Below are 18,508 nucleotides of genomic sequence, written 5' to 3'. Positions count from 1 at the left end.
ATGAACTGCGCGCTGTGACCGGCCCATCACTGGCGTCGGTCACCGGACTACCGGGCATATCGGGGAGGGACGTGTCCGCCTGATTCACCTCAGGCTGGTCGGGATGTTCGCGTGCTTTCGTTTCCTGACGGCCGTACCAGCCGGACCAGTCGGTGACGGCTTCGACGTTGTTGCCGTCCGGGTCGAGTATGAACGCGGAATAGTATCCGGGATGGTAGGGGCGCGGGCCGGGCGCGCCGTTGTCGCGGCCTCCGGCGGCGAGCGCCCGCATATAGAAGGCGCATACGGCGGCCTTGTCCTGTGCGAGGAACGCGATGTGGGTGACCGGGCATGCGGATGGTCGCGATGCCTCCGGTTCGGTCGTCTCATCCGCATGATCGGCTTCGTCGGCGGGCGACAGGTAGAAGTCGGAGTGCGGGGTGCCGTCGTCGACGCCGAATCCGAGCGTGGGTTCGTGGTGGGCTTTGACGATGTAGCCGAGCGGGGCGAGCGCCTGCGTGTAGAAGGCGATGCTGCGGTCGATGTCGCGTACCTTGAGCGTCAGATGGTCGAGCATGCCTCCACTGTAGCGCGGGCGGCGTGGCGTGCGTTCCGTCCGCGCTCCCCCGGTTCAGCCGAGCCGGTATGCGGCGGCCGCGGAGCCCATCGCCAGGGACGCGGTCCTCGCGTGCTCCCGGCATTGGCGGTACGCCTGTTGGAGGGCTGCGACGACGGCGAGCGTACGTTCCGCGTCGGTGTCGCCCGGCTGGACGGTGACGGCGTCCAACGCGCGCTGGCCGAGCGCCTGGAACCGGCTTTGCACGGGTTGCGGCCATTTCGCGTATCCAATCGCCGTAGGGAACACGTCGGTGACGAGCCGACGCGCATAGTCGATTCTCGCCTCGTCGGGCAGTCCGGCGATGGTGGCGAAGACGAGCACCCAGTCGCGGTGCAGGGATTCGCAGACCCGTCCGATCGTCGGCAGGTCGGCGGCCGGCTGCGTGCGGAGTTCCTTGGCGGTCCCGTCCGCCGTGGCGATCTCCTGCGACGGTGCTGTCGCGGCCGGCTCGGCCGCCGGGTTCGCGATCCGCTTGCCGGGGGCCGGTTTGCCGTCCGCGGCGGATCTGAGCTTCAGCGTCTCGCAGGCGCAGGCCGCCTCGTCGCGCATCGTGGGCCACTGGTCTTCGGGGACCGGCTTGTAGGTGAAGTCGAGCGCCTCGCACACCGGTTCGGCGATCTGGAGGAACCGGGTGCGGGTGATGCGCCCCTTGCGGCCGCTCGTCCATCGGATCGAGGTCGCGGCCCAGATGATGCTGGGACTGTTCGGGCAGGGCGCGACCATGAGCGGCTCCCCATCGGCCTTGGGCATGGTGGCGCGGTCGCGGTCGGTGAACAGGGTGACCAGTCGGATGTCGCGTCGTTTCGCCTTGCGGCGTTTGCGCGTGTCCTTGTCCTGCGTCCGGCTGTGCAGCCCCCAGGAGCCGATCTCGAACGCGGCCTTTCGGTCGGGGAAGTACATGTCGAGCTCCTGGCCGTCCAACTGATCCGTATCCCCCTGGACGATCGTCTCGTCGGGCATAAGCCACGCGAAATACGAGTGGAACAACGCCTCCTCATAGGAAACCGGCATGCGGGACCAGCCTTTCGGATCTGTGGGACACCATCGGGACTCTGCGAACATGATAGCCGCGGTCACGCCGTCCCGCTTCCCGCCGCGCAACGCGGCATGTACCCGGGAAGCCGATACAATCGGAGCGTCCACCGCGACCGGGAAGAAAGGAAACATCATGGAACGGGCGATCATGACCTCCGAGGCGTTCCTGCGGCGACCGTCCGACGAGGCGACGGAGAACGATCTGCCGGTGGCGGCCGACCTCATGGACACGTTGGCCGCGCATGCGGACTCGTGCGTCGGCATGGCCGCGAACATGATCGGCGTCGCCAAGCGGATCATCGTGTTCCATGACGAGGCGACCGGCCGGAACATGATGATGTTCAATCCGATCATCGCCGAAAGTTCAGGCCGGTACGAGACCGAGGAGGGGTGCCTGTCCCTCAAGGGCGTGCGGCCGGTGGTCCGCTACGAGCGCATCACCGTCACGTACCGCACGCGACGCTGGCGCGAGGCGACCGCAACGTTCGACGGGTTCACTGCCGAGATCATTCAGCACGAGATCGACCACTGCGACGGCATCCTCATCTGACGGCATGCCCCGGCGTCACGCGGCCGGTCTGCAATATGGAGCCCGGTCCCGTGACGGGACGGAAACGACGGCAGGCACCGTAAAGGCGGGTCGTCTTCCTGCATCGCATGACGAATGCGGCCGGAAGACGACCCGCCTTCCTCATTCCGGGCATCGAAGAAGAGAAACCGACGCATCGGGTGGGACACAACGAAGCGCCCTACCGAACATCCATGCGCTTGAGCCAGCATGGCCCTTCCCGCACTCCGAGAATTCATATGAAAGCCTATTTCCTATGAATGATAAGGCTGTTTTCTTCCATATGTATGCGTCTTTCATATGAAAGAAAACAGCCCTCAACAATCATTCCGACTCAGCCGAGAAAAGGGCTGATTTCCGCCGTTTTTATTCATAATGAAGTCACTATCATTTGAATATTCGGCACAGAAACATGTGCCTTACCGACGACAACCGGACCGAATGGCCGCAAACCACGAAGGCGGGTCAATGCGACAGCGTCTCCATCGCCTCGGAGACGACATCGACGAGCACGTCGACGACATCCCCGTCGTCGACGCCGTCGTCGCAGCGACGCGACCACTCCAGCAGGGATTCGATGATGCAGTCGATGATGAGCGAGACGGACAGGCGCACGGGGAAACCGACGCGCGTGCCACCGTCGGCAACGGCGTCGTCGCTCCCCCACAACGCCGCGACGGCATCCATCCATCGCGGTATGCGAGCGTACAACGCGACGCGCAGTCCCTCGTCGGAACGCACGATGCGCAGCCGGCGGGCCAGTTCCTCCAACTGAGACGGCTCGAGCCCGCCGAGCACCTGCGGGACCATGCGACGGACGAATCCGATCGGGGACCCGCCCTTCCGATCCTTGATCTCCCGGCGCAGGTCGGCGAACATCTCGCCGTCCGTCGGGAATCCCAGGACGAGATCCTCCTTGGTCGGGAAATACCGGAACAGGGTGATCGCGGACATGCCCGCCTCGTCGGCGATGCGCTGCGTGGTGACCTTGTCGTAGCCGTATTCGTCGAACAGGCGCAACGCGGTCTCTCGGATCGTCGCACGCGTGGCGATCTTCTTGCGCCGCTGCCAGCGGGCGCGCGCCACGGTCGCCTTCACCGAGACGCCGCGACGGCTCGTCCGATCCGGCCCGTCCTCCGCATCGAACAGGGTAGGCGCGTCCGACGCCGCGCCGTCGTTCTTCCTCGCGTCAACGGACATGGCTTCCTCCTCGAGTCCCACGTATCTCCCATCGGACATCACCATGGTACCCGCGAACGGACGGACGCGCGTAGACTGAACCGCATGTGCAGAAGGTTCGCGCTTGACCTGGATTGGGACGCGGTCGCCCGGTGGCTCGACGTCGGCGACGACGGCATCAGACGCGACCGGCTGCCGCACCCCTCGTACAACATCGCGCCCACACGGACCATCGGCGTCGTCGCGCAAGGCAGGGACGCACGCCGGCATCTGACCGGCGCGTACTGGACGCTCATGCCCCGGTGGAGCCGGAGCAGGACGCTCCCCTACCCCACGTACAACGCGCGCGTCGAATCAATCCATGCCAAACCCACGTTCGCCGAATCGACGCGCTCCATGCGCTGCGTCATCCCCGCGAGCGGCTACTACGAGTGGAAGGGCAAGCGTCCGTTCTACTTCCATGCGGACGGCGAGGAGCCGTTGGCGATGGCCGGACTGTACTCGTGGTGGCGCGCCTCCGACACCTCGCCGTGGCTGCTGACCGCCACGATCGTCACCTGTCCGGCCGTGGACGGACCGGCGAGCGTGCATGACCGCATGCCGCTGCTCGTACCGGAAGAACTGACCGCGGCATGGCTGGATCGCACGGTCGACGGCGCGAGTCTGACCGGTCCGTTGCGGGAGCGGGGCACGGAGCTGTCGCGCCGGCTGCGGTTCCATGAGGTCGCGCCATTGCCGGCGGATGGCGACGGCCCGCGTCTCATCACGCCGGTCGAGCACGTCGAACCGATCCGGCTGTTCTGAACGCAGGACAGCCGCCCCATACGATTGGAGGACGTGTCTTGGAACACCGGTGTTCCAAGACACGTCCTCCATCAGATAGCGTGGGGATGCCATGACGCCGCCTTGCGACGCAACGGCATCCTGTGATGTTCTACCGGCGTTCGCCGATCTCGCGTTCCAGACTGTCGAGGATGCGGGTGCGGGCACCGAGCTTCGCCTTCAGCGCCACCTCGGCCTGAACGCGCTTGTCGCGATCGTCAAGCCAGGCGTCGACGGCGTCCAACGGCGAATCGAAGCCTTCCGCTTCGGCCTGGTCACGGCATCCGCAGACGCACACCCAGGCGCCATCCGTGACGCGGACGGACAGTTCGGCGTTACGACCGCAGATCGGGCAATCATGGGCGTCCAGCCATGCGGCCCACCGTGCGCAATGCTTGCGAAGATCCTGCAGGGGACGATCCGGGTCGCCGGGAACGGCGACGACGGAGCCGACGAGCACATGGTCCGGGCATCCGATGTGGTCGACGCCGTCCAGTGCGAACAGGTCACCGGCATGGCTCTCGCGACCGCACACCGGGCACACGGCGACGGTCGGGTCTTCCTGTTGTTTCGTGTTCACGTTGGTCATGATGTTCTCTCGTTTCATCGTCTTCCATCGGAAAAGACGTTTGCTGAATTGAATCTCGATGTCGGCCCGGCCGGTTCGATTGCGTGCCGATGGCCGATGATGCTTGGCATTGGACCGTTGATCACTGATGGCATCTCAGTGCCGGCCATGACCGGAGGCGGTGTGGTTCACCTGCCGTCCGGATTCGGAGGTGCGGCCTTCTCCCACCGATACGGCGGGGAGCCATATTTTCACCATACCCCGTTGCGTTACATGCAAGTTACATGCCGCAAGGCGACACGTCTCCCATGACCGCTAGAATAGTCGTATATACACCCGCCACCGACGGCGAAGCAACTGAAAATCCTCTGAAAGCCGAATCCCTCCACCCCTGCCAGCAATACGTCAAGGACACTCATCATGTACCAGGTTCTGGTCTCCTTCGCATACGACTAGTCGCCGCGATCCCCCAACGCCGACTTGTTCTAGGTCGCGATCGCCTCACGCGGTCGCGATGTCTTCTTATGCGAAATACCAGAACACGCCCCATGATCCCACACGGAAAATCCGACCATGACGACACGGACCCGCTCTCCGCACGGTCGGACACGCTCCCGCATCGACGACCATGGGCCAATCATGAAACGAGACCTTGCCATGAACACCAACGATCATCCGGCCCGCTTGCACTCCCCATCGCCGGCGGACGCCACCTCTCCCGTCACGGCGGATGACGCCGCGTCGTCCCCCACCGCGCGACGACCCCATCCGCTCTGGCGGCTTCCCGCATACCGGCGCTGGTTCGCCGCCGACACCGCCGACGTGGTCGCTGTCAGCCTGCGCACGTTCGCCATACCCTTGCTCGGTCTCGCCCTGTCCGGTTCGCCGTTCGTCGCCGGACTGCTCGTCACCATCGAATCCGCGATCGGGCTGACGCTCATGTCCGTCGGCGGGGCGCTCGCCGACCGTCACGACCGACGACGGCTGATGATCCTGCTCGGCCTGACTGGCACCGTCCTGTCCGCCGCGGTGACGGTCATGCTCGCCACCGGGACGATGCGCGCGACGACGTTCGCCGTGGCGGTCGTCCTGTTCGCGGTGATGAACGGACTGCTCGGACCATCGAACGACGCGATGCTCAAATCCCTGGTACCGATGGACCGGTTCGCGAAAGCACAGGCCATCCGCGAGGCGCGAGAGTCCTGCGTTGAACTGTCCGGCGGCGCGATCGGCGGACTCCTGTATCGGATCGCCGGATGGATGCCGTTCCTCGCCTCCGCGCTGCTGTACCTGACCTCCGTGTTCGCCTCGCTGGCATTGCCGAAACGAAACGGCGACGGAACCGACAAGGACGACTCCCCTTCCTCTCCGGACGTCGGCAAGCCGTCGTTCCTCTCCCAATTCGTCGAAGGATGGCGGTGGACGCTGACCCGCAGGACCGTACTCGCGGCGATCGCGCAGGGCGCGGTCATGAACGTCGCCTGCTACGGGAGCATCATCGGCGTGCAGATCATGCTGGCGGAACGCGGCACGGACGCGGCGCTCATCGGACTCGTCGGCACCGCCACCGGCGTCGCCGCGCTGATCGGATCGCTCGCCGCCGGATGGCTGGTCGAGCATGTGCCGACCGGCCGGCTCATCATCCTCACGTTCGCCGTGTTCACCGCCGCGATGCTGCCGCTCGTATTCACCGACTCGTATGCGGCGGCCGTCACGTGCATGGCCATGGCGTCGGTGCTGTTCCCGGCGTTGAACGCGGGCGAGCTCGGCTTCATCTTCGGGCGCACGCCGGATGACATGCAGGGCAGAGTGTCCACCGTGTTCGAGACGACAGTCGGAGTGCCGGGCGCGTTGGCGCCCGCGTTGGTCGGATGGCTGCTGCAGACGCCGGGATTCGGGTTCCGCGCGGTCATGCTGCTCGTCGTCCTGTGCGCCGCCGCCGGACTGCTGCTCGCCTGCCTCACTCCGACGCGGCGCATCCCGTTGCCCCCGCAATGGGAGCAGGTCGAGTTGTAACCGGAGAATCCGCCGCTTCTACCGGTAGTTGGCCATCTCGAGTTCGGGGCCCAGATCCTCGGTCTGGGTCAGCCCGGTCTCGTGGAAACCGATGTGCCGGTAGAAGCCGCGCGCATTGTCGTTGAATCTGAACACCCATAGCGCGAGACGGTCGTTGCCGACGGCCTGTTTGCCGGCTTCGACCAGCATGCGTCCGACACCATGCCGGTGCCAGGATTCCAGCACGTACAGCGAAGCCAGTTCCGCCGCGTCAGGACGGTCGATCGGCGGCCGCGGCGTGCGCAGCAGCTCCGCGAACCCGATCACGTGATCGTCCGCGAGCGCCACCAGCGTGACCTGGCCGGGGTCCTCGGCGTGGGCTTGGGTGAGTTTCAGCGCGAACTGCGGGGTGATGGCGTCCACGATGTCCTGCGGGATGCGCCCTTGGTTGAGTTCCCGCCATGTGCGGGACTGCACCTGCGCCTTCTCCTCGAACCATCGTGGTTCGATCGGCGTTATGCGGATCGTCATCGGTTCCCTTCGTCTCGTTGGTTGTGTTTCGTGTCAGTCGAGCCGGTTCGCGTCGATGATCCGGTCGTCGAGGAACCAGTAGTCGTGCGGGTCGCCACGCAGCGCGGTGAACGGCACCGGGCGAATGCCGGCGGCCGAGGCCTTGTCGAGTAGGTAGCGGCGTACGATCCACGGATATTCCAGCACACCTGACTCGAGGTCGATGATGCGTCGGACGGTTTCGCCGTCGACCCCGAAGTCGGCGCCGATCTCGTCGACGGTCAAGCCGAGCAAATCCATGTTCTCGCGGAATTCGCGGATGGTCGCCTCACGTTGTGCGGTGGTCAATGACATATCGTGCTCCCCCTTTGCTGATGCCGCAATGTCGACTGCATAGAGTCTACCGCCGTGGATGCGGTTCGCCCATCGGAGAATCGCATGGGACCATTCGATATGAGACCGGTATCAGGAACGCCGCCGGTCTCACCGCCCCCGCCGCCAGCCGGTCGCCGCGGCGACACCGGACACGGCCTGCACGCAGAACAGGCCCGTGAGGAAGAGCGGGACGACGGGCTGGTAGGTGCGGTAGAAGTCGACCATGTCCGGCTGCGCGTATGGCGCCGCGATGGCATACGTCGCGTAGGCAAGCAATGCGACGAACGCCGAACCGGCCAGCATTGCGACCACCGCCACGCGCAATCGACGACGCTCGCCCTCTATCCTGATCATGGCCCGGAACGCGATGACGATGCATATGGCGACCAGCAGATAGCACAACAACCCATATGCGGGCAGCATGTCGATGATGGTGAATATCGATCCCATTGCGTCACCTCATATCCGGAGTTGCTGGGCCGCCTTGTGATCCCACATTCTTCAAAGCGACAAGCAGCGCGATGACGAGCAGCGTCACGCCAACGGCACGGCAGAGCAAGCGGAAGACATCTCCAGGAACCGCGAATGCGAGAGCCTGCAGCGCTATGGATGCGAACAGCAGTACGACGACCGGCCGTCTGGCATTGCGTCCCCGCGCCGACCTGTTATCTGTGGTCTTCTTCATGGCGATCACCTCTCTTCTTCGAGCCATTGTCCATAGTGATCCGGCTATTACCATTACACACCGCTGCGCATCGCCTCCGCAACGTCACGTCAAGCAACCGCATGACATCATCGATGCCGACGTTTCGCGCCGGAAGACCACAGGCTGGCGGCGGTACAGTGGACGTCATGGGACTTGGGAACGAGCCGGACACGACAGGTGCGACGGGCGCGATCCGCATCGGCGTATTGGACAACGATCCGTTCGCGTTGGACGCGATGCGCGCGATGATCTCGGCCATGTCGAAGGATTTCCGCGTCGTGTGGGGCACGGGTTCGCCGGCGGTGGCGATCGAGCACTGCCACAACACGCATACCAGACCGGATGTGCTCGTGTTGGATATGGCGTTGGGCGGCATCACCGGCGCGGACGTGTGCCGGCGCATCCGACGCAGAACGAGCGAAGTGGGCGTCATCTGCGTCACCTCGTATTCGACGGACGTCTACCGGGCGGAGGCGATCAAAGCCGGCGCACAGGGGTTGTTTGCCAAGGAACGGCTCAAAGCCGACATCACCGAAGCGGTACGGCAGGCGGCTGTCGGGGAGCCGACTGTGGCACAGGCCGTCTTGGGATTCCATGACGCAGCATCGGCACATGCGGCATTGTCCGGCACGGTTCCGGCGCGGATGTCCGAGGATATGAAGGATTCGCTGTCCTCGCGGGAGAAGGACATCCTGCGTCTGTACGCGAAACGGCTCACCACCGACGAAATCGCGCAACGGCTCGGCATCGCTAAAGGCAGCGTATTCACGTACGTGCATCGCGCGGCCGGCAAGCTCGGTGTGACCAGCCGCAAGGAGGTGCTGGAGGCATGCGCCAGATACGATCTGCTGTAAACCGGATTGCCGAGCGGATCGGTCCAGGCAACGACCATCCGGTCATCGCGACGACGTGCGCGGTGCTGGCCGTGATGCTGCTCACGGAGTACGCGATCCGATTGTCCGCAGGCTCCCCCTCGATGGTGACCGTCGGGAATCTCATGTTGGTTCTGGTGACGTTCATCGGTCTGATCGGCGGCATGTTCCGCCCTGATCGGTTCCTGTGGGCGGCGCTCGTGGGCGGCGAGTTGTTGCTGCCGGGAACACTGATGGTCACTTCATTGGCCATCAGTATCGTCTGTACGGGGTTCCTTGCCTACCTCAATATATGGTCCGGTGCAATCGCCACCGGCCTACTGCTCATGCTGCTGTTCGCTCCCGCCGCATCCGGTAGCGGCCGTCTGCTGGTAGTTTCGCTGCATAACCTTGCGCTCTATTGTTTTCCACTGTTGACAGGATTATCGCTGCGCATGATGCACCAACGCGACCACGACTCATACCTGTTGCGCCGCCAGCAGGAACGAGCGGATACGGCCCGCGACCTGCACGACACCATCAGCAACGACCTCGCCTACCTCATCCTGCGCATCGACCATGCCGACGCCTGCGGCATGCCTAACAGCGAACACGAATACCGGCAACAGCTCCGGGAACTACGCGACGCGGCCAATCGCGCCATGACCCATACGCATGAGGTCATCGAATCACTCGAGGAACGTGAATCGCAGCACCTACAGTCGGAAGTGTCAGAAAAGCGAAACGGAATGCCGGCACCGGTTTCGGCCGGCGATACCGTTGCCCTGCAACAGGCAGAGCTGCAATCGCTAATCGACGACGAGGAGACGAAACTCGAATCGCTCGGATTCACCGGCGACAACCTGCTCGGCGGACTCCGTCACCCGCTCTCCCCCGACATGATGCGACTGCTCACGGGATTGCTGACCGAACTGTACGCGAACATCGCCAGGCATGCCGACACGGTCAAGTGGTATGCGGTCTCCATCAGCTTCGATATGAACGACGGAATCCGCATCTCAGTCAGCGACACCATCGCCGAACATGACGGGAAACTTGGAATGGGCAGCGGACTCGACCGTTACCGCACCATCATCGAAACAGTCGGCGGCAGCTTCGAGACGCGCGCACAAGCCGGGCACTGGCAACTGGACGCCGCCATCCCGAACAAGTCGGACAGCGGACTACGCCGGTAGACGCCAAATGACTCACGCCGGATCTCAGGCATATTCGCGATCCACTTCACGCGCGTCCTCCACGAACGGATAGGAACGCTTGAAATAGCCCTCCACTAGTGGGAACGATTTGGACGGGAACGTGTTGCTGCGCACCGTGCCATCGTTATTGAACACGATTTTGAATGGCACCACCGAAGCGCGGCCTTCGTGCATAAGTCAACGCTCATGGTCATTCCCTGATGCCGATACACCATCCAGGTAATGGTTTTTGGCATCGAGATTCGCGATGACTCCGCATATGACAAGCCACATGACAAGGATGACGGCAAGGGCGAGGAGTACCCACCACCAGAGCATGTCCAGATTATTGATGTCGTGGGTCACGATGATGCCGACCGCCACTCCCACTGTCATCAGCACAATCAGGACACCGCATCCGAGAAACACGAACGCATACTTGCGGTGCACGTATTCCCATGTCTCATCCGAGGCGATCGTCCAGCGCGTTTTAATGCCGACCTGATAGTTCCGCTCCAATCGGCCGTCTTTCGCGGACCGGTACATGGAGAAGCACCACCGGGCCGTCAACAAGAAAATAACAATCAATCCCAGAAGCATGTTCCCAATCCTTTCCTACGTTCACCCGCGAATGATACGCTCTCCCGCACTCACGTCACCGGCGCGACGATCATCGTTCCGTTGAACCGCCGGACGCCCATACGAGCAGGGCGCCGGCGACGGAGACGACGATGACGCCGAGCATGGCTGTGGGCGTGATGGTCTGGCGCAGGATCAGCGCGGCGATGACGACGCTCATGGCCGGGTCGATGGAGAACAACGTGCCTACCACGCGTGCCGACGTGATGCGCCCGGACAGCGTGTCCATCGTGTAGGGAATCGCCACGCCCAGCACTGCCGACGCGGCGATGACGCCCCATTGGGCGGGCGTCGCATGCGCGACGTGGCTGACCGATACCGGCAGGGTGGCGAGCGCGGCGACCGTGACCGACAGGGCGAGCCCGTCCAGTCCGGTGCCTGTCTTGCCGACCTTGTCGGCGAACAGCGTGTACAGGCCGAAGCAGAAGGCCGACCCCAGTGCGAACAGGTATCCGGCCGGGTTGAAGTAGCCGCCCGGCGTGAACGAGATCAAGCCCACGCCCGCCAGCGCGACCACCGCGCACAGGCCTTCGCGCCAATGGTGGGAACCGGCGAGGGCGACCACGCAGGGGCCGAGGAATTCCAGGGTGACGGCCACGCCCATCGGGATGCGGTCGATGGCCGAGTACAGGCAGATGTTCATCGCCGCCATAGTCAGCCCGTAGACCACGATGCCCAGCCATTCGTCTTTCGACCGACCGGCCAGCTTCGGCCGGATGAGCGCGAGCATGACGAGCGCGGCGACGAGCATGCGCATGGAACTGACCGGAATCGGCCCGAGGGCGTCGAACAACGAGGCCGACAGCGATGATGCTGTCTGGATGCCCAACGAACCGATCATCACCATGCCCGCCGCGGCCATCACATGGCCGCGTTCAGAACGCGGTATCCGACGTTTCCCCATTCTCGACTCCTCCGAAGACGGGCATCCCGCCGCGCCGGCCGCAATCAGCCGTCGAAGCACGGCGAATCATGCCGATATCCTTATCATCCAACGCGCTGCCATGATACGGCCGACGAAGACTCGGAAGATGTCCGCGTCGACTATGGACGACGCGACGGCAGGACGGCGTGCAGAATCCAGGTGCCGTCTTCGGCGGAGGTGACGATCGAACCTCCGAGGGCGTCGAACCGTGCGCGGTGCAGGGCCAGTCCTTTTCCGGAACGCGGTTTGTCCGGCAGCAGCGGATGCCTGGCGATGTCGTTGACCTGGTCGGCGGACAGGCCGTCGTCATTGCGGCGCACGACCACCCGGTATGCGCCGGCTGGGTCGCCATGCACGGCGATGTTGGTGTACAGCTCGCGAAGCAGACCGATGAGAGCGGTCTCCCGTTCGCGGGTGGCATCGTCCGCATCCGTCGACTCGTCTTCCGGCAGGTCGTCGATCATCGTCGAATCGCCAGTGAAGCCGAGTCGCGCCAGAAGCCGGTCGTTCCGGCCCAGCACGTCGCGGACACGTGCGGGGAACGTGGCCGCCGCGGAATCACTGTCGTTGCACTGTCCGGCGCGACCATCATCGTCTTCGACGCCGGTCCCGTCGCCGTCATCCCCGTCGAGCATGTCGATGACCGTGCGCACCTCGCCGAGCGTGCCGATCGTATGCCGGTACAGCTCGTCGAACAGCTCGGTATGCTCGTCGTCCGTCGCACGTGACCGTTCGTAGTCCAATCGCATGGCCATGTACGCGAGATCGTTCGTCACCGCGTCGTGGATCCGACTCGCCGCCCGCGCGTCGCGTCGCATGGCCTCCAGACGGTCACGCTCCCGCTCGTAGCGCAACCGGTCCCGTTCCGCCTGCACGGCTACGGCTCTCCACGACATCGCACGGCCGAACGCGTACACGACGAAGAACGACACCAGCAATATCACGTAATCGCCGAACGGGATACCGGCGCGCGCCGCGACCATCCAACGCACCGCGGCGATCGACGGCGGCAGCAGCCCCCACCATCGCGACCGCCCGTACCGGCCAATCGCCGCCAACGCGACCCACATGCCGTAGAACAGGCTCGCCCCGCCCATATCCGGCAGGAAGGCGCACGCCACATACGTGACGGCGACCGCCACGCTCAATGGCAACGGGCGGAACGGCAACGCCAGCAGACACAGGATGTGCATGACCGTCAGCGTCGTGGTGGCCACGAGCCGCGCGGGATACTCGACCATCTCCAACACCGTCAAGCCGGCGGACAACAGCACGACGCACCACATGACCGGCCCCACGCCGGCGGCACGGACACGATCGAGGATGCGTCTGGCCAGTCCTGTCAGTCCTGCAGCATCAGCCATTCGGCCACCGCCTGCGTCCGGTTCCTCGCGCCGAGTTTCCTTGCCGCGCGCATCACATACGTCTTCACCGACGACTCCCCCACATGCAGCAGTTCGCCGATCTCGCGCGAGCTCCTGCCCTGCGCGCACAGACGCATGACCTCGCGTTCACGCTCCGTCAACGCCGCCACGGCAACGGACGCGGACACGCCTGAGCCCAAACCCGAACCCGCGACGGAACCGCCATCGGCGACGGTCCCCTCGTGCGCGACGAGCGGCGCATGAGACCGGGCGACCGTCTGATCAGACACGTACCGGGTCTGCGGCATACGGCCGTTGGCCAACGCGACCGCCGCATCGCAGATCTCCTTCACCCGCGCCTTGTCCATCACGCATTGCGCGCCCGCGGCCAACGCGTCGGCGGCGTAATGCTCCAGCGAGAACGACGTGATGCCGATCAGCGCGACGTCGGTCGTCTTCTCACGGATTCGCCGACATACCTCGACGCCGTCCATCCCCTCCAACGACATGTCCACCAGCAGCACGTCCGGCCGGGAACCGGCGGACAGGCAACGGGCGACGGCGTCCCGGCCGCGACGGCACGTCCAGATCACCTTGGCTTCGGGAAGATCCCGTCGAATCAGCAGCGTCATCATCCCGAGCGTCAGCGGATCATTGTCCACCATCGCCAGATCGAACCGTTTCCCGTCGTACATGGTCCACCACACTACAACGTCCGCGTGCCGTTCCGTCACGCCGAAACGGCACGCGGCAGATTCCCACTAGTACAGCTGGTCATGCGAGCCGGTGCGGGTAAGCACCAGTTGGAGTTCATCACGGTCGATACGGTAGATGAGGAGCCTGTCGCCTTCGATATGAATCTCCCGGTAGCCTTTCCAATTGTTCACCAGCGCATGATCACGGTACTTGGTCGCGAGCAAATCGCGATCCTCTACCATCAGAACCTTGACGGCGGCGCGCATCTTATCAACGTCGTAGTGCTTCTTGACGACCGCCTTGAAATCCTTCTTGAACTGCGTGGTGCGGAAAACAGTTCTAAGCATCCATCAGATCCTTCATCAGCGCATCCACGGAGTCGAACGTCGCCCCTTCACGTGCATCGGCTTGACGACGAGCCTCAGCGTTGACCGGATTCTCCCTTGTCGCGCGGAACGGCATTCCGTTATCGGTGATGGATTGCCGAAGGAACATGTTCAATGCAGTGGACAAATCCAACCCCATCGATTCATAAAGGGCCTTCGCCTGCCGCTTGACCTGCGGATCGGTCCTGAAACTGATCGTCGCGGTATCCGTCATCACACACCCCAATCACAACGTGCCAATGTACTAACATTGTAACACACTCGAATATCATACGGAGACAGCCATTGCGTCGGTTTCATTTGCTCATCGAGCATTTCGCGCGCCATTTCGCGCACTTGTCCATTCGTCGGCGGTGATGATGCGGTAGACGCCGTCGTACCGGCGGTCGATGAGCGGATAGTAGTCCTGCTTCGATTCGCCGACGACGTGCAGTCCGCACTTGGACATCACGCGGCCGGACTGCGGGTTCTGCGTGTAATGGCCTCCCCATACGGCGTCCACGCGCAACGTGCCGAACGCGTATTCGAGCACCGCGCGCAACGCCTCGGGCATGTATCCCCTGCCCCAGAACGGACGTCCGATCCAGTAGCCGAGCTCCAGCGCCTCATCGCCCAGGTACCGGCCATAGCGGGCTTCGAGCTCCGGATTACCCGTGACGACGTCGGCGGTGTAGTGGCTGACGGGTTTGAGCGCGATGCTGCCCACCGGCGCATCGGCTTCGACCTTGGTTTCCGCGGTCGCCCCGTCATCCTTGATGGTGATGGCCCAGTTGTTCTCGACGGCGAGGATATTCCTGATGTCATCCATGCTGCCCTCGACGCTGGTGTGCGGCGGCCATCCGCAACGCAGCCCGACCTCCGGGTCCGAGGCGTACCGGAACAGCGAGGCGGCCTCGGCCGCGTCGTCGACCCTCCACGGTCGCAGCGTCAGCCGTTCGGTCTCGATTCCGTCCATGATGCACCTCTCGTCACCCGTCATATGTATGCGTCCGGCATGAATCCGATACGGATCCGTCGGACGCGTTCACCCTACCGCACACGCGCGAGTCACGCCGGCATATGCACGCCGTATCGCGCATGAATCGGCGACGGTCACCGCAGTCGCTCCGCCACTGTGAAATGCTCCAGCACGACCATGGTGCCGTCGTCCACGACGAAATCCGGGTCGGCGAACCAGCCACGGTATTCCTCCGAATTCCAGAAGGATTCGTGCGTGCGACGCCATTGCGCGACGGTGACGTCGCCCTCGCCTTCGTCGATGGCCTGCCGGTCGGTGACGCTTCCCAGCGGCACGGTCTCGACCTCCGTGGTCTCCAACACGGCCACGGGACGATCGACGGAATCCACCAGTGTGGAACAGCCGCCAACGTGCGGCAACGGTTCGTCGTCTTCCGCATAGTCCATCAGCAGCGCGGCCGTGGCGGTCTTCGCCCCGGAGAGGATGAGCGCGACGAGACGGTCGCGCTCCGGGCCGGGAAAGCCGAATTCCGCCTTCGGCAGTCGCGCGATGGATTCGGCGTCAAGGTGTTCGATCATCGGCATGGTTCAGACCGTAACACCACCGGTGACGTTGCCACCCGCGGCGGAATCGGGAGCGGCGTCGCCATGCCTGCCGTGTCCGCTATGTGCCGCGGCGGGTTTGGGTCTCACTTTGGCGGTGAAACGCTCCGATTCGATTCTCCATACCGTGACGCTTCTCACCTGCGCATCGGTGAACTCCACATGCGGCATGCACGCCTGATGCGCCATCAGCGACTGCAGCCCGTGTCGGCGTGAGTCGAGATCGTCGACGATGGAGGCGATGCCCTCGCCCACAATCGATTTGAACGATTCGCCCCAGCCGCACGCCATGCGTCCCGCGACGATCCCGCAGTCCGTGCGCATCGAGAATGCGACCGGCAGACGGTTGCCGGCGGCGCGGATCGCGTCGATCTTGCGGCCGCGCGCGGCCGAATGCATCCACAGGACGAGACGGCCGCAAATCGCGGTTCGCATCCCTATTTCACATCGGCGCGCCGCACCACAAGGACACCGATCGCATAGAGGACCACCGCCCAGGCGAGCAGCATCAGACCGGACTGCCACCAAGTCGGGTCGAAGCCGCCCGAGGTCGCGGCCGAGGCAACCGCGTCAGCCGCGGATGAACCAGTGCCGGAACCCGAGCCGGCGCCCGCGGACCCACCACCAGCGGCACCCATCAGCGCGACCGTCGCGCCCGTAACATCGACGCCACCGGTCAGGAACGTCGTCGCCGCCTGACTGGGCAGGCACGCCGCGACGGACTTGATCCACGCGAACCGGTCGCCGGCGAGCGAAACCAGAGACAATACCGAAGGCGCGATCATGACGATGCCGATGAGCGCGAACACGCCACCCACCGTGGAACGGCACAACCCGCCCAAACCCAACGCCATGACGGCCGTGACCGCCAGCACGCACGCGCCGCCAAGCACGGTGACCCACGGCAGCAGCCGCTCGGAATCATCCAACGTCCCCATGCCACCGGCCGATGTGGCGAACAGCGCATACGTGACACCCCACGACAGCAGCAACCCCGTCAGCGCGGACAGGAACGACAATGCCGCGGCCACGGCGGCCTTCGCGTTCATGAACAGCACGCGATGCGGATCGGCGACGAACGACATCTGCACGGTGCGGGTCGTGTATTCGCCGGTGACGGTCATGACGCCGAGGATGCCGGTAATGATCATGCAGGTGACGGTGAAGCCGCCCACCGACGACCACATGAGGCTCGCGGGCAATTCCACCGGATGCGCGAGCGCCTTGCCGGTGCCGGGATCCATGCCTGCGATGAGCGTCATCGACCATGCGGACAGCGCGGCGCCGGCCGGCAGCAACACGAGGTTGAGGACGAGCAGCACGATGGTGGACCGGATGCTCAACGCCTTGACGATTTCGCTGCGGAACACGCCCCATGCGTTGAGTCGTGCGCCACCGACTCGCCCGCCGCCGGTCCGCGTGGATGCGCGAGCGCGCCGCGCACCGTCCCGTCCCGCTTGTCCGACGGTTCGCCTGTCCGACCGTGTCCCCGGCCGTCCGCGTCCTTTCGACGCGTGCGCTCCCCTGCTCATCGCGTCACCTCCTGCGGACGGTTCGGCATATTCCCTTGCGGACGATTCTCTATGGCGACGTTTCTCCCGTCCGGTACCGTCGACGCGTATTCGACCGCGGTATGCGTCAACGCCATGTACGCCTCCTCGAGCGAGGCGCGCTCCTCGAGGAACTGGTAGATGACGAGTCCGGCGCGTGCGAACACGTTGGCCGTGGCTTTGAGGTCGGCGCCGACGATGCGGAACGCCTGCCCTTCCTCCGGGTCGCCTGCGGCACGCGCCGCAGGCATCACGCTCACACCGGCCGCATGCGCGAAGATGGCGTACAGCTTGGCCGGATCCGGGGTGACGACGCGAATCGAATGCCGCGAATGTTCGGCGACGAACGCGTTCACGGTGGTGGTTTCGAGGATGCGCCCCTGTCCGATGATGACGAGATCGTCGGCCGTGAGGGCCACTTCGCTCATGAGATGGGAGCTGAGCAGCACGGCCCGCCCCTGTGAAGCGTAGTACCGGCACAGTTCGCGCACCCATTTGACGCCTTCGGGATCGAGCCCGTTGACGGGTTCATCGAGGACGAGATTGTGTGGGTCGCCGAGGAGCGCCGCCGCGATGGACAGACGCTGACTCATGCCAAGCGAGAACTGACCGGCGGGACGTTGCCTCACCGCGGCGAGTCCGGTCATGTCGATGATCTCATCGACACGTTTGCGGCCGATGCCGTTGGTGAGGGCGAGCGCACGCAGGTGCGCGTAGGCGGATCGTCCGGGATGAGCCGATTTGGCGTCGAGTACGGCTCCGACGACTCTCATCGGCGCCTCGATGCGTCCGATGGGCCGTCCGTCGATGAGCGCACTGCCTTCGTCGGGGCGGATCAGGCCGAGAGCGGCGCGCATTGTGGTGGATTTTCCGGCTCCATTCGGTCCAAGGAATCCGGTGACTTTGCCGTCTTCGGCGGTGAAGGTGACGTGGTCAATGGCTTTGCGCGCGCCGCCTGCCGCACCACGCCGAGCAGCCGAACCGG

At 64.4% G+C, this 18,508-nt stretch carries 23 protein-coding genes and 2 pseudogenes; 5 read left to right on the top strand and 20 right to left on the bottom strand.

The window, feature by feature from the left end; genetic code table 11:
• Window positions 1–142: 142 nt before the first annotated feature.
• Together BSTEL_RS12945 and BSTEL_RS05780 are read right to left on the bottom strand one after the other, a co-directional pair.
• Window positions 143–556 (bottom strand): annotated as a pseudogene (locus BSTEL_RS12945) (VOC family protein); the annotation flags it as partial.
• A 54-nt stretch (window positions 557–610) separates the two neighbouring features.
• Complete coding sequence (locus tag BSTEL_RS05780) at window positions 611–1,609, bottom strand: hypothetical protein (RefSeq protein ID WP_034528214.1); 999 nt, start codon at window positions 1,607–1,609, stop codon at window positions 611–613.
• Window positions 1,610–1,766: 157 nt separating this feature from the next.
• On the opposite strand from BSTEL_RS05780, the gene BSTEL_RS05775 reads away from it, so the two are divergent.
• The gene (locus tag BSTEL_RS05775; protein ID WP_034528212.1) at window positions 1,767–2,183 is read left to right on the top strand and encodes a peptide deformylase; all 417 of its coding nucleotides are present in this window, start codon (window positions 1,767–1,769) and stop codon (window positions 2,181–2,183) included.
• 483 nt (window positions 2,184–2,666) lie between these two features.
• On the opposite strand, the gene BSTEL_RS11415 is transcribed toward BSTEL_RS05775, so the two are convergent.
• A complete protein-coding gene (locus BSTEL_RS11415; RefSeq protein ID WP_156963184.1) occupies window positions 2,667–3,401 on the bottom strand; it encodes a TetR/AcrR family transcriptional regulator in 735 nt (244 codons plus the stop codon).
• A gap of 84 nt (window positions 3,402–3,485) precedes the next feature.
• On the opposite strand from BSTEL_RS11415, the gene BSTEL_RS05765 reads away from it, so the two are divergent.
• Window positions 3,486–4,184, top strand: coding sequence for an SOS response-associated peptidase (locus tag BSTEL_RS05765; protein ID WP_034528210.1), 699 nt, complete (start codon window positions 3,486–3,488; stop codon window positions 4,182–4,184).
• 130 nt (window positions 4,185–4,314) lie between these two features.
• Here the strand turns inward: BSTEL_RS05765 and BSTEL_RS05760 are convergent, their stop codons facing one another.
• Window positions 4,315–4,809: a hypothetical protein gene (locus BSTEL_RS05760; protein ID WP_034528208.1), complete on the bottom strand. Its 495-nt coding sequence runs from the start codon at window positions 4,807–4,809 to the stop codon at window positions 4,315–4,317.
• 618 nt (window positions 4,810–5,427) lie between these two features.
• Between BSTEL_RS05760 and BSTEL_RS11750 the strand changes: the two genes are divergently transcribed.
• Window positions 5,428–6,786 (top strand): MFS transporter, encoded by a 1,359-nt coding sequence (locus BSTEL_RS11750; RefSeq protein WP_084686135.1) that lies wholly within the window; start codon window positions 5,428–5,430, stop codon window positions 6,784–6,786.
• A gap of 18 nt (window positions 6,787–6,804) precedes the next feature.
• On the opposite strand, the gene BSTEL_RS05750 is transcribed toward BSTEL_RS11750, so the two are convergent.
• The 4 genes from BSTEL_RS05750 to BSTEL_RS05735 all read right to left on the bottom strand — a co-directional run bounded on the left by BSTEL_RS05750 (window position 6,805) and on the right by BSTEL_RS05735 (window position 8,335).
• On the bottom strand, window positions 6,805–7,296 hold the full coding sequence (locus BSTEL_RS05750; RefSeq protein ID WP_034528206.1) for a GNAT family N-acetyltransferase: 492 nt from the start codon (window positions 7,294–7,296) through the stop codon (window positions 6,805–6,807).
• Window positions 7,297–7,329: 33 nt separating this feature from the next.
• Window positions 7,330–7,629 carry a DUF2316 family protein gene (locus BSTEL_RS05745; RefSeq protein ID WP_084686134.1) on the bottom strand — a complete coding sequence of 100 codons (300 nt, stop codon included), beginning with the start codon at window positions 7,627–7,629 and terminating at the stop codon, window positions 7,330–7,332.
• 129 nt (window positions 7,630–7,758) lie between these two features.
• On the bottom strand, window positions 7,759–8,100 hold the full coding sequence (locus tag BSTEL_RS05740; protein ID WP_034528205.1) for a hypothetical protein: 342 nt from the start codon (window positions 8,098–8,100) through the stop codon (window positions 7,759–7,761).
• Window positions 8,101–8,104: 4 nt separating this feature from the next.
• The gene (locus BSTEL_RS05735) at window positions 8,105–8,335 is read right to left on the bottom strand and encodes a hypothetical protein (protein WP_156963182.1); all 231 of its coding nucleotides are present in this window, start codon (window positions 8,333–8,335) and stop codon (window positions 8,105–8,107) included.
• A 167-nt stretch (window positions 8,336–8,502) separates the two neighbouring features.
• Here BSTEL_RS05735 and BSTEL_RS05730 point away from each other — a divergent pair, with 167 nt between their 5' ends.
• Both BSTEL_RS05730 and BSTEL_RS12720 read left to right on the top strand, forming a co-directional pair.
• A complete protein-coding gene (locus BSTEL_RS05730; protein WP_051922878.1) occupies window positions 8,503–9,210 on the top strand; it encodes a response regulator in 708 nt (235 codons plus the stop codon).
• Window positions 9,186–10,403, top strand: coding sequence for a histidine kinase (locus BSTEL_RS12720; protein WP_051922877.1), 1,218 nt, complete (start codon window positions 9,186–9,188; stop codon window positions 10,401–10,403). Before BSTEL_RS05730 ends, BSTEL_RS12720 begins: the two co-directional genes overlap by 25 nt.
• A gap of 24 nt (window positions 10,404–10,427) precedes the next feature.
• On the opposite strand, the gene BSTEL_RS12125 is transcribed toward BSTEL_RS12720, so the two are convergent.
• From BSTEL_RS12125 to BSTEL_RS05670, 12 genes and pseudogenes are all read right to left on the bottom strand, one after another.
• Window positions 10,428–10,598 carry a hypothetical protein gene (locus BSTEL_RS12125; RefSeq protein WP_156963180.1) on the bottom strand — a complete coding sequence of 57 codons (171 nt, stop codon included), beginning with the start codon at window positions 10,596–10,598 and terminating at the stop codon, window positions 10,428–10,430.
• Between the two features lie 3 nt (window positions 10,599–10,601).
• Window positions 10,602–11,003 carry an SdpI family protein gene (locus BSTEL_RS05720; protein ID WP_051922876.1) on the bottom strand — a complete coding sequence of 134 codons (402 nt, stop codon included), beginning with the start codon at window positions 11,001–11,003 and terminating at the stop codon, window positions 10,602–10,604.
• 70 nt (window positions 11,004–11,073) lie between these two features.
• A complete protein-coding gene (locus BSTEL_RS05715; protein WP_034528201.1) occupies window positions 11,074–11,946 on the bottom strand; it encodes an EamA family transporter in 873 nt (290 codons plus the stop codon).
• Window positions 11,947–12,086: 140 nt separating this feature from the next.
• On the bottom strand, window positions 12,087–13,331 hold the full coding sequence (locus BSTEL_RS05710; protein ID WP_156963179.1) for a sensor histidine kinase: 1,245 nt from the start codon (window positions 13,329–13,331) through the stop codon (window positions 12,087–12,089).
• A complete protein-coding gene (locus BSTEL_RS05705) occupies window positions 13,310–14,065 on the bottom strand; it encodes a response regulator transcription factor (protein WP_238567635.1) in 756 nt (251 codons plus the stop codon). Before BSTEL_RS05705 ends, BSTEL_RS05710 begins: the two co-directional genes overlap by 22 nt.
• A gap of 27 nt (window positions 14,066–14,092) precedes the next feature.
• A complete protein-coding gene (locus BSTEL_RS05700; protein ID WP_034528195.1) occupies window positions 14,093–14,374 on the bottom strand; it encodes a type II toxin-antitoxin system YafQ family toxin in 282 nt (93 codons plus the stop codon).
• Window positions 14,367–14,627 carry a type II toxin-antitoxin system RelB/DinJ family antitoxin gene (locus BSTEL_RS05695; protein WP_034528193.1) on the bottom strand — a complete coding sequence of 87 codons (261 nt, stop codon included), beginning with the start codon at window positions 14,625–14,627 and terminating at the stop codon, window positions 14,367–14,369. The genes BSTEL_RS05700 and BSTEL_RS05695 overlap by 8 nt, the downstream gene beginning before the upstream one ends.
• A 90-nt stretch (window positions 14,628–14,717) precedes the next feature.
• Window positions 14,718–15,368: a GNAT family N-acetyltransferase gene (locus BSTEL_RS05690; RefSeq protein ID WP_034528191.1), complete on the bottom strand. Its 651-nt coding sequence runs from the start codon at window positions 15,366–15,368 to the stop codon at window positions 14,718–14,720.
• A gap of 137 nt (window positions 15,369–15,505) precedes the next feature.
• Window positions 15,506–15,955, bottom strand: a complete 450-nt coding sequence (locus BSTEL_RS05685) for an ASCH domain-containing protein (RefSeq protein ID WP_084686132.1) — start codon at window positions 15,953–15,955, stop codon at window positions 15,506–15,508.
• A gap of 3 nt (window positions 15,956–15,958) precedes the next feature.
• Window positions 15,959–16,390 (bottom strand): annotated as a pseudogene (locus BSTEL_RS05680) (pyridoxamine 5'-phosphate oxidase family protein); the annotation flags it as partial.
• 20 nt (window positions 16,391–16,410) lie between these two features.
• The gene (locus tag BSTEL_RS05675; RefSeq protein WP_034528189.1) at window positions 16,411–17,343 is read right to left on the bottom strand and encodes a hypothetical protein; all 933 of its coding nucleotides are present in this window, start codon (window positions 17,341–17,343) and stop codon (window positions 16,411–16,413) included.
• Between the two features lie 158 nt (window positions 17,344–17,501).
• Entirely contained in the window at window positions 17,502–18,461 is a 960-nt protein-coding gene (locus tag BSTEL_RS05670; RefSeq protein ID WP_238567642.1) for an ATP-binding cassette domain-containing protein, read from the bottom strand.
• Between the last annotated feature and the right edge of the window lie 47 nt (window positions 18,462–18,508).

This window comes from Bifidobacterium stellenboschense (assembly GCF_000741785.1).
In the GTDB taxonomy this organism is placed as follows: Bacteria; Actinomycetota; Actinomycetes; order Actinomycetales; family Bifidobacteriaceae; genus Bifidobacterium; species Bifidobacterium stellenboschense.
The sequence above is the reverse complement of the archived record's forward strand: the minus strand, read 5'-3'. Positions and strand labels throughout refer to the sequence as shown.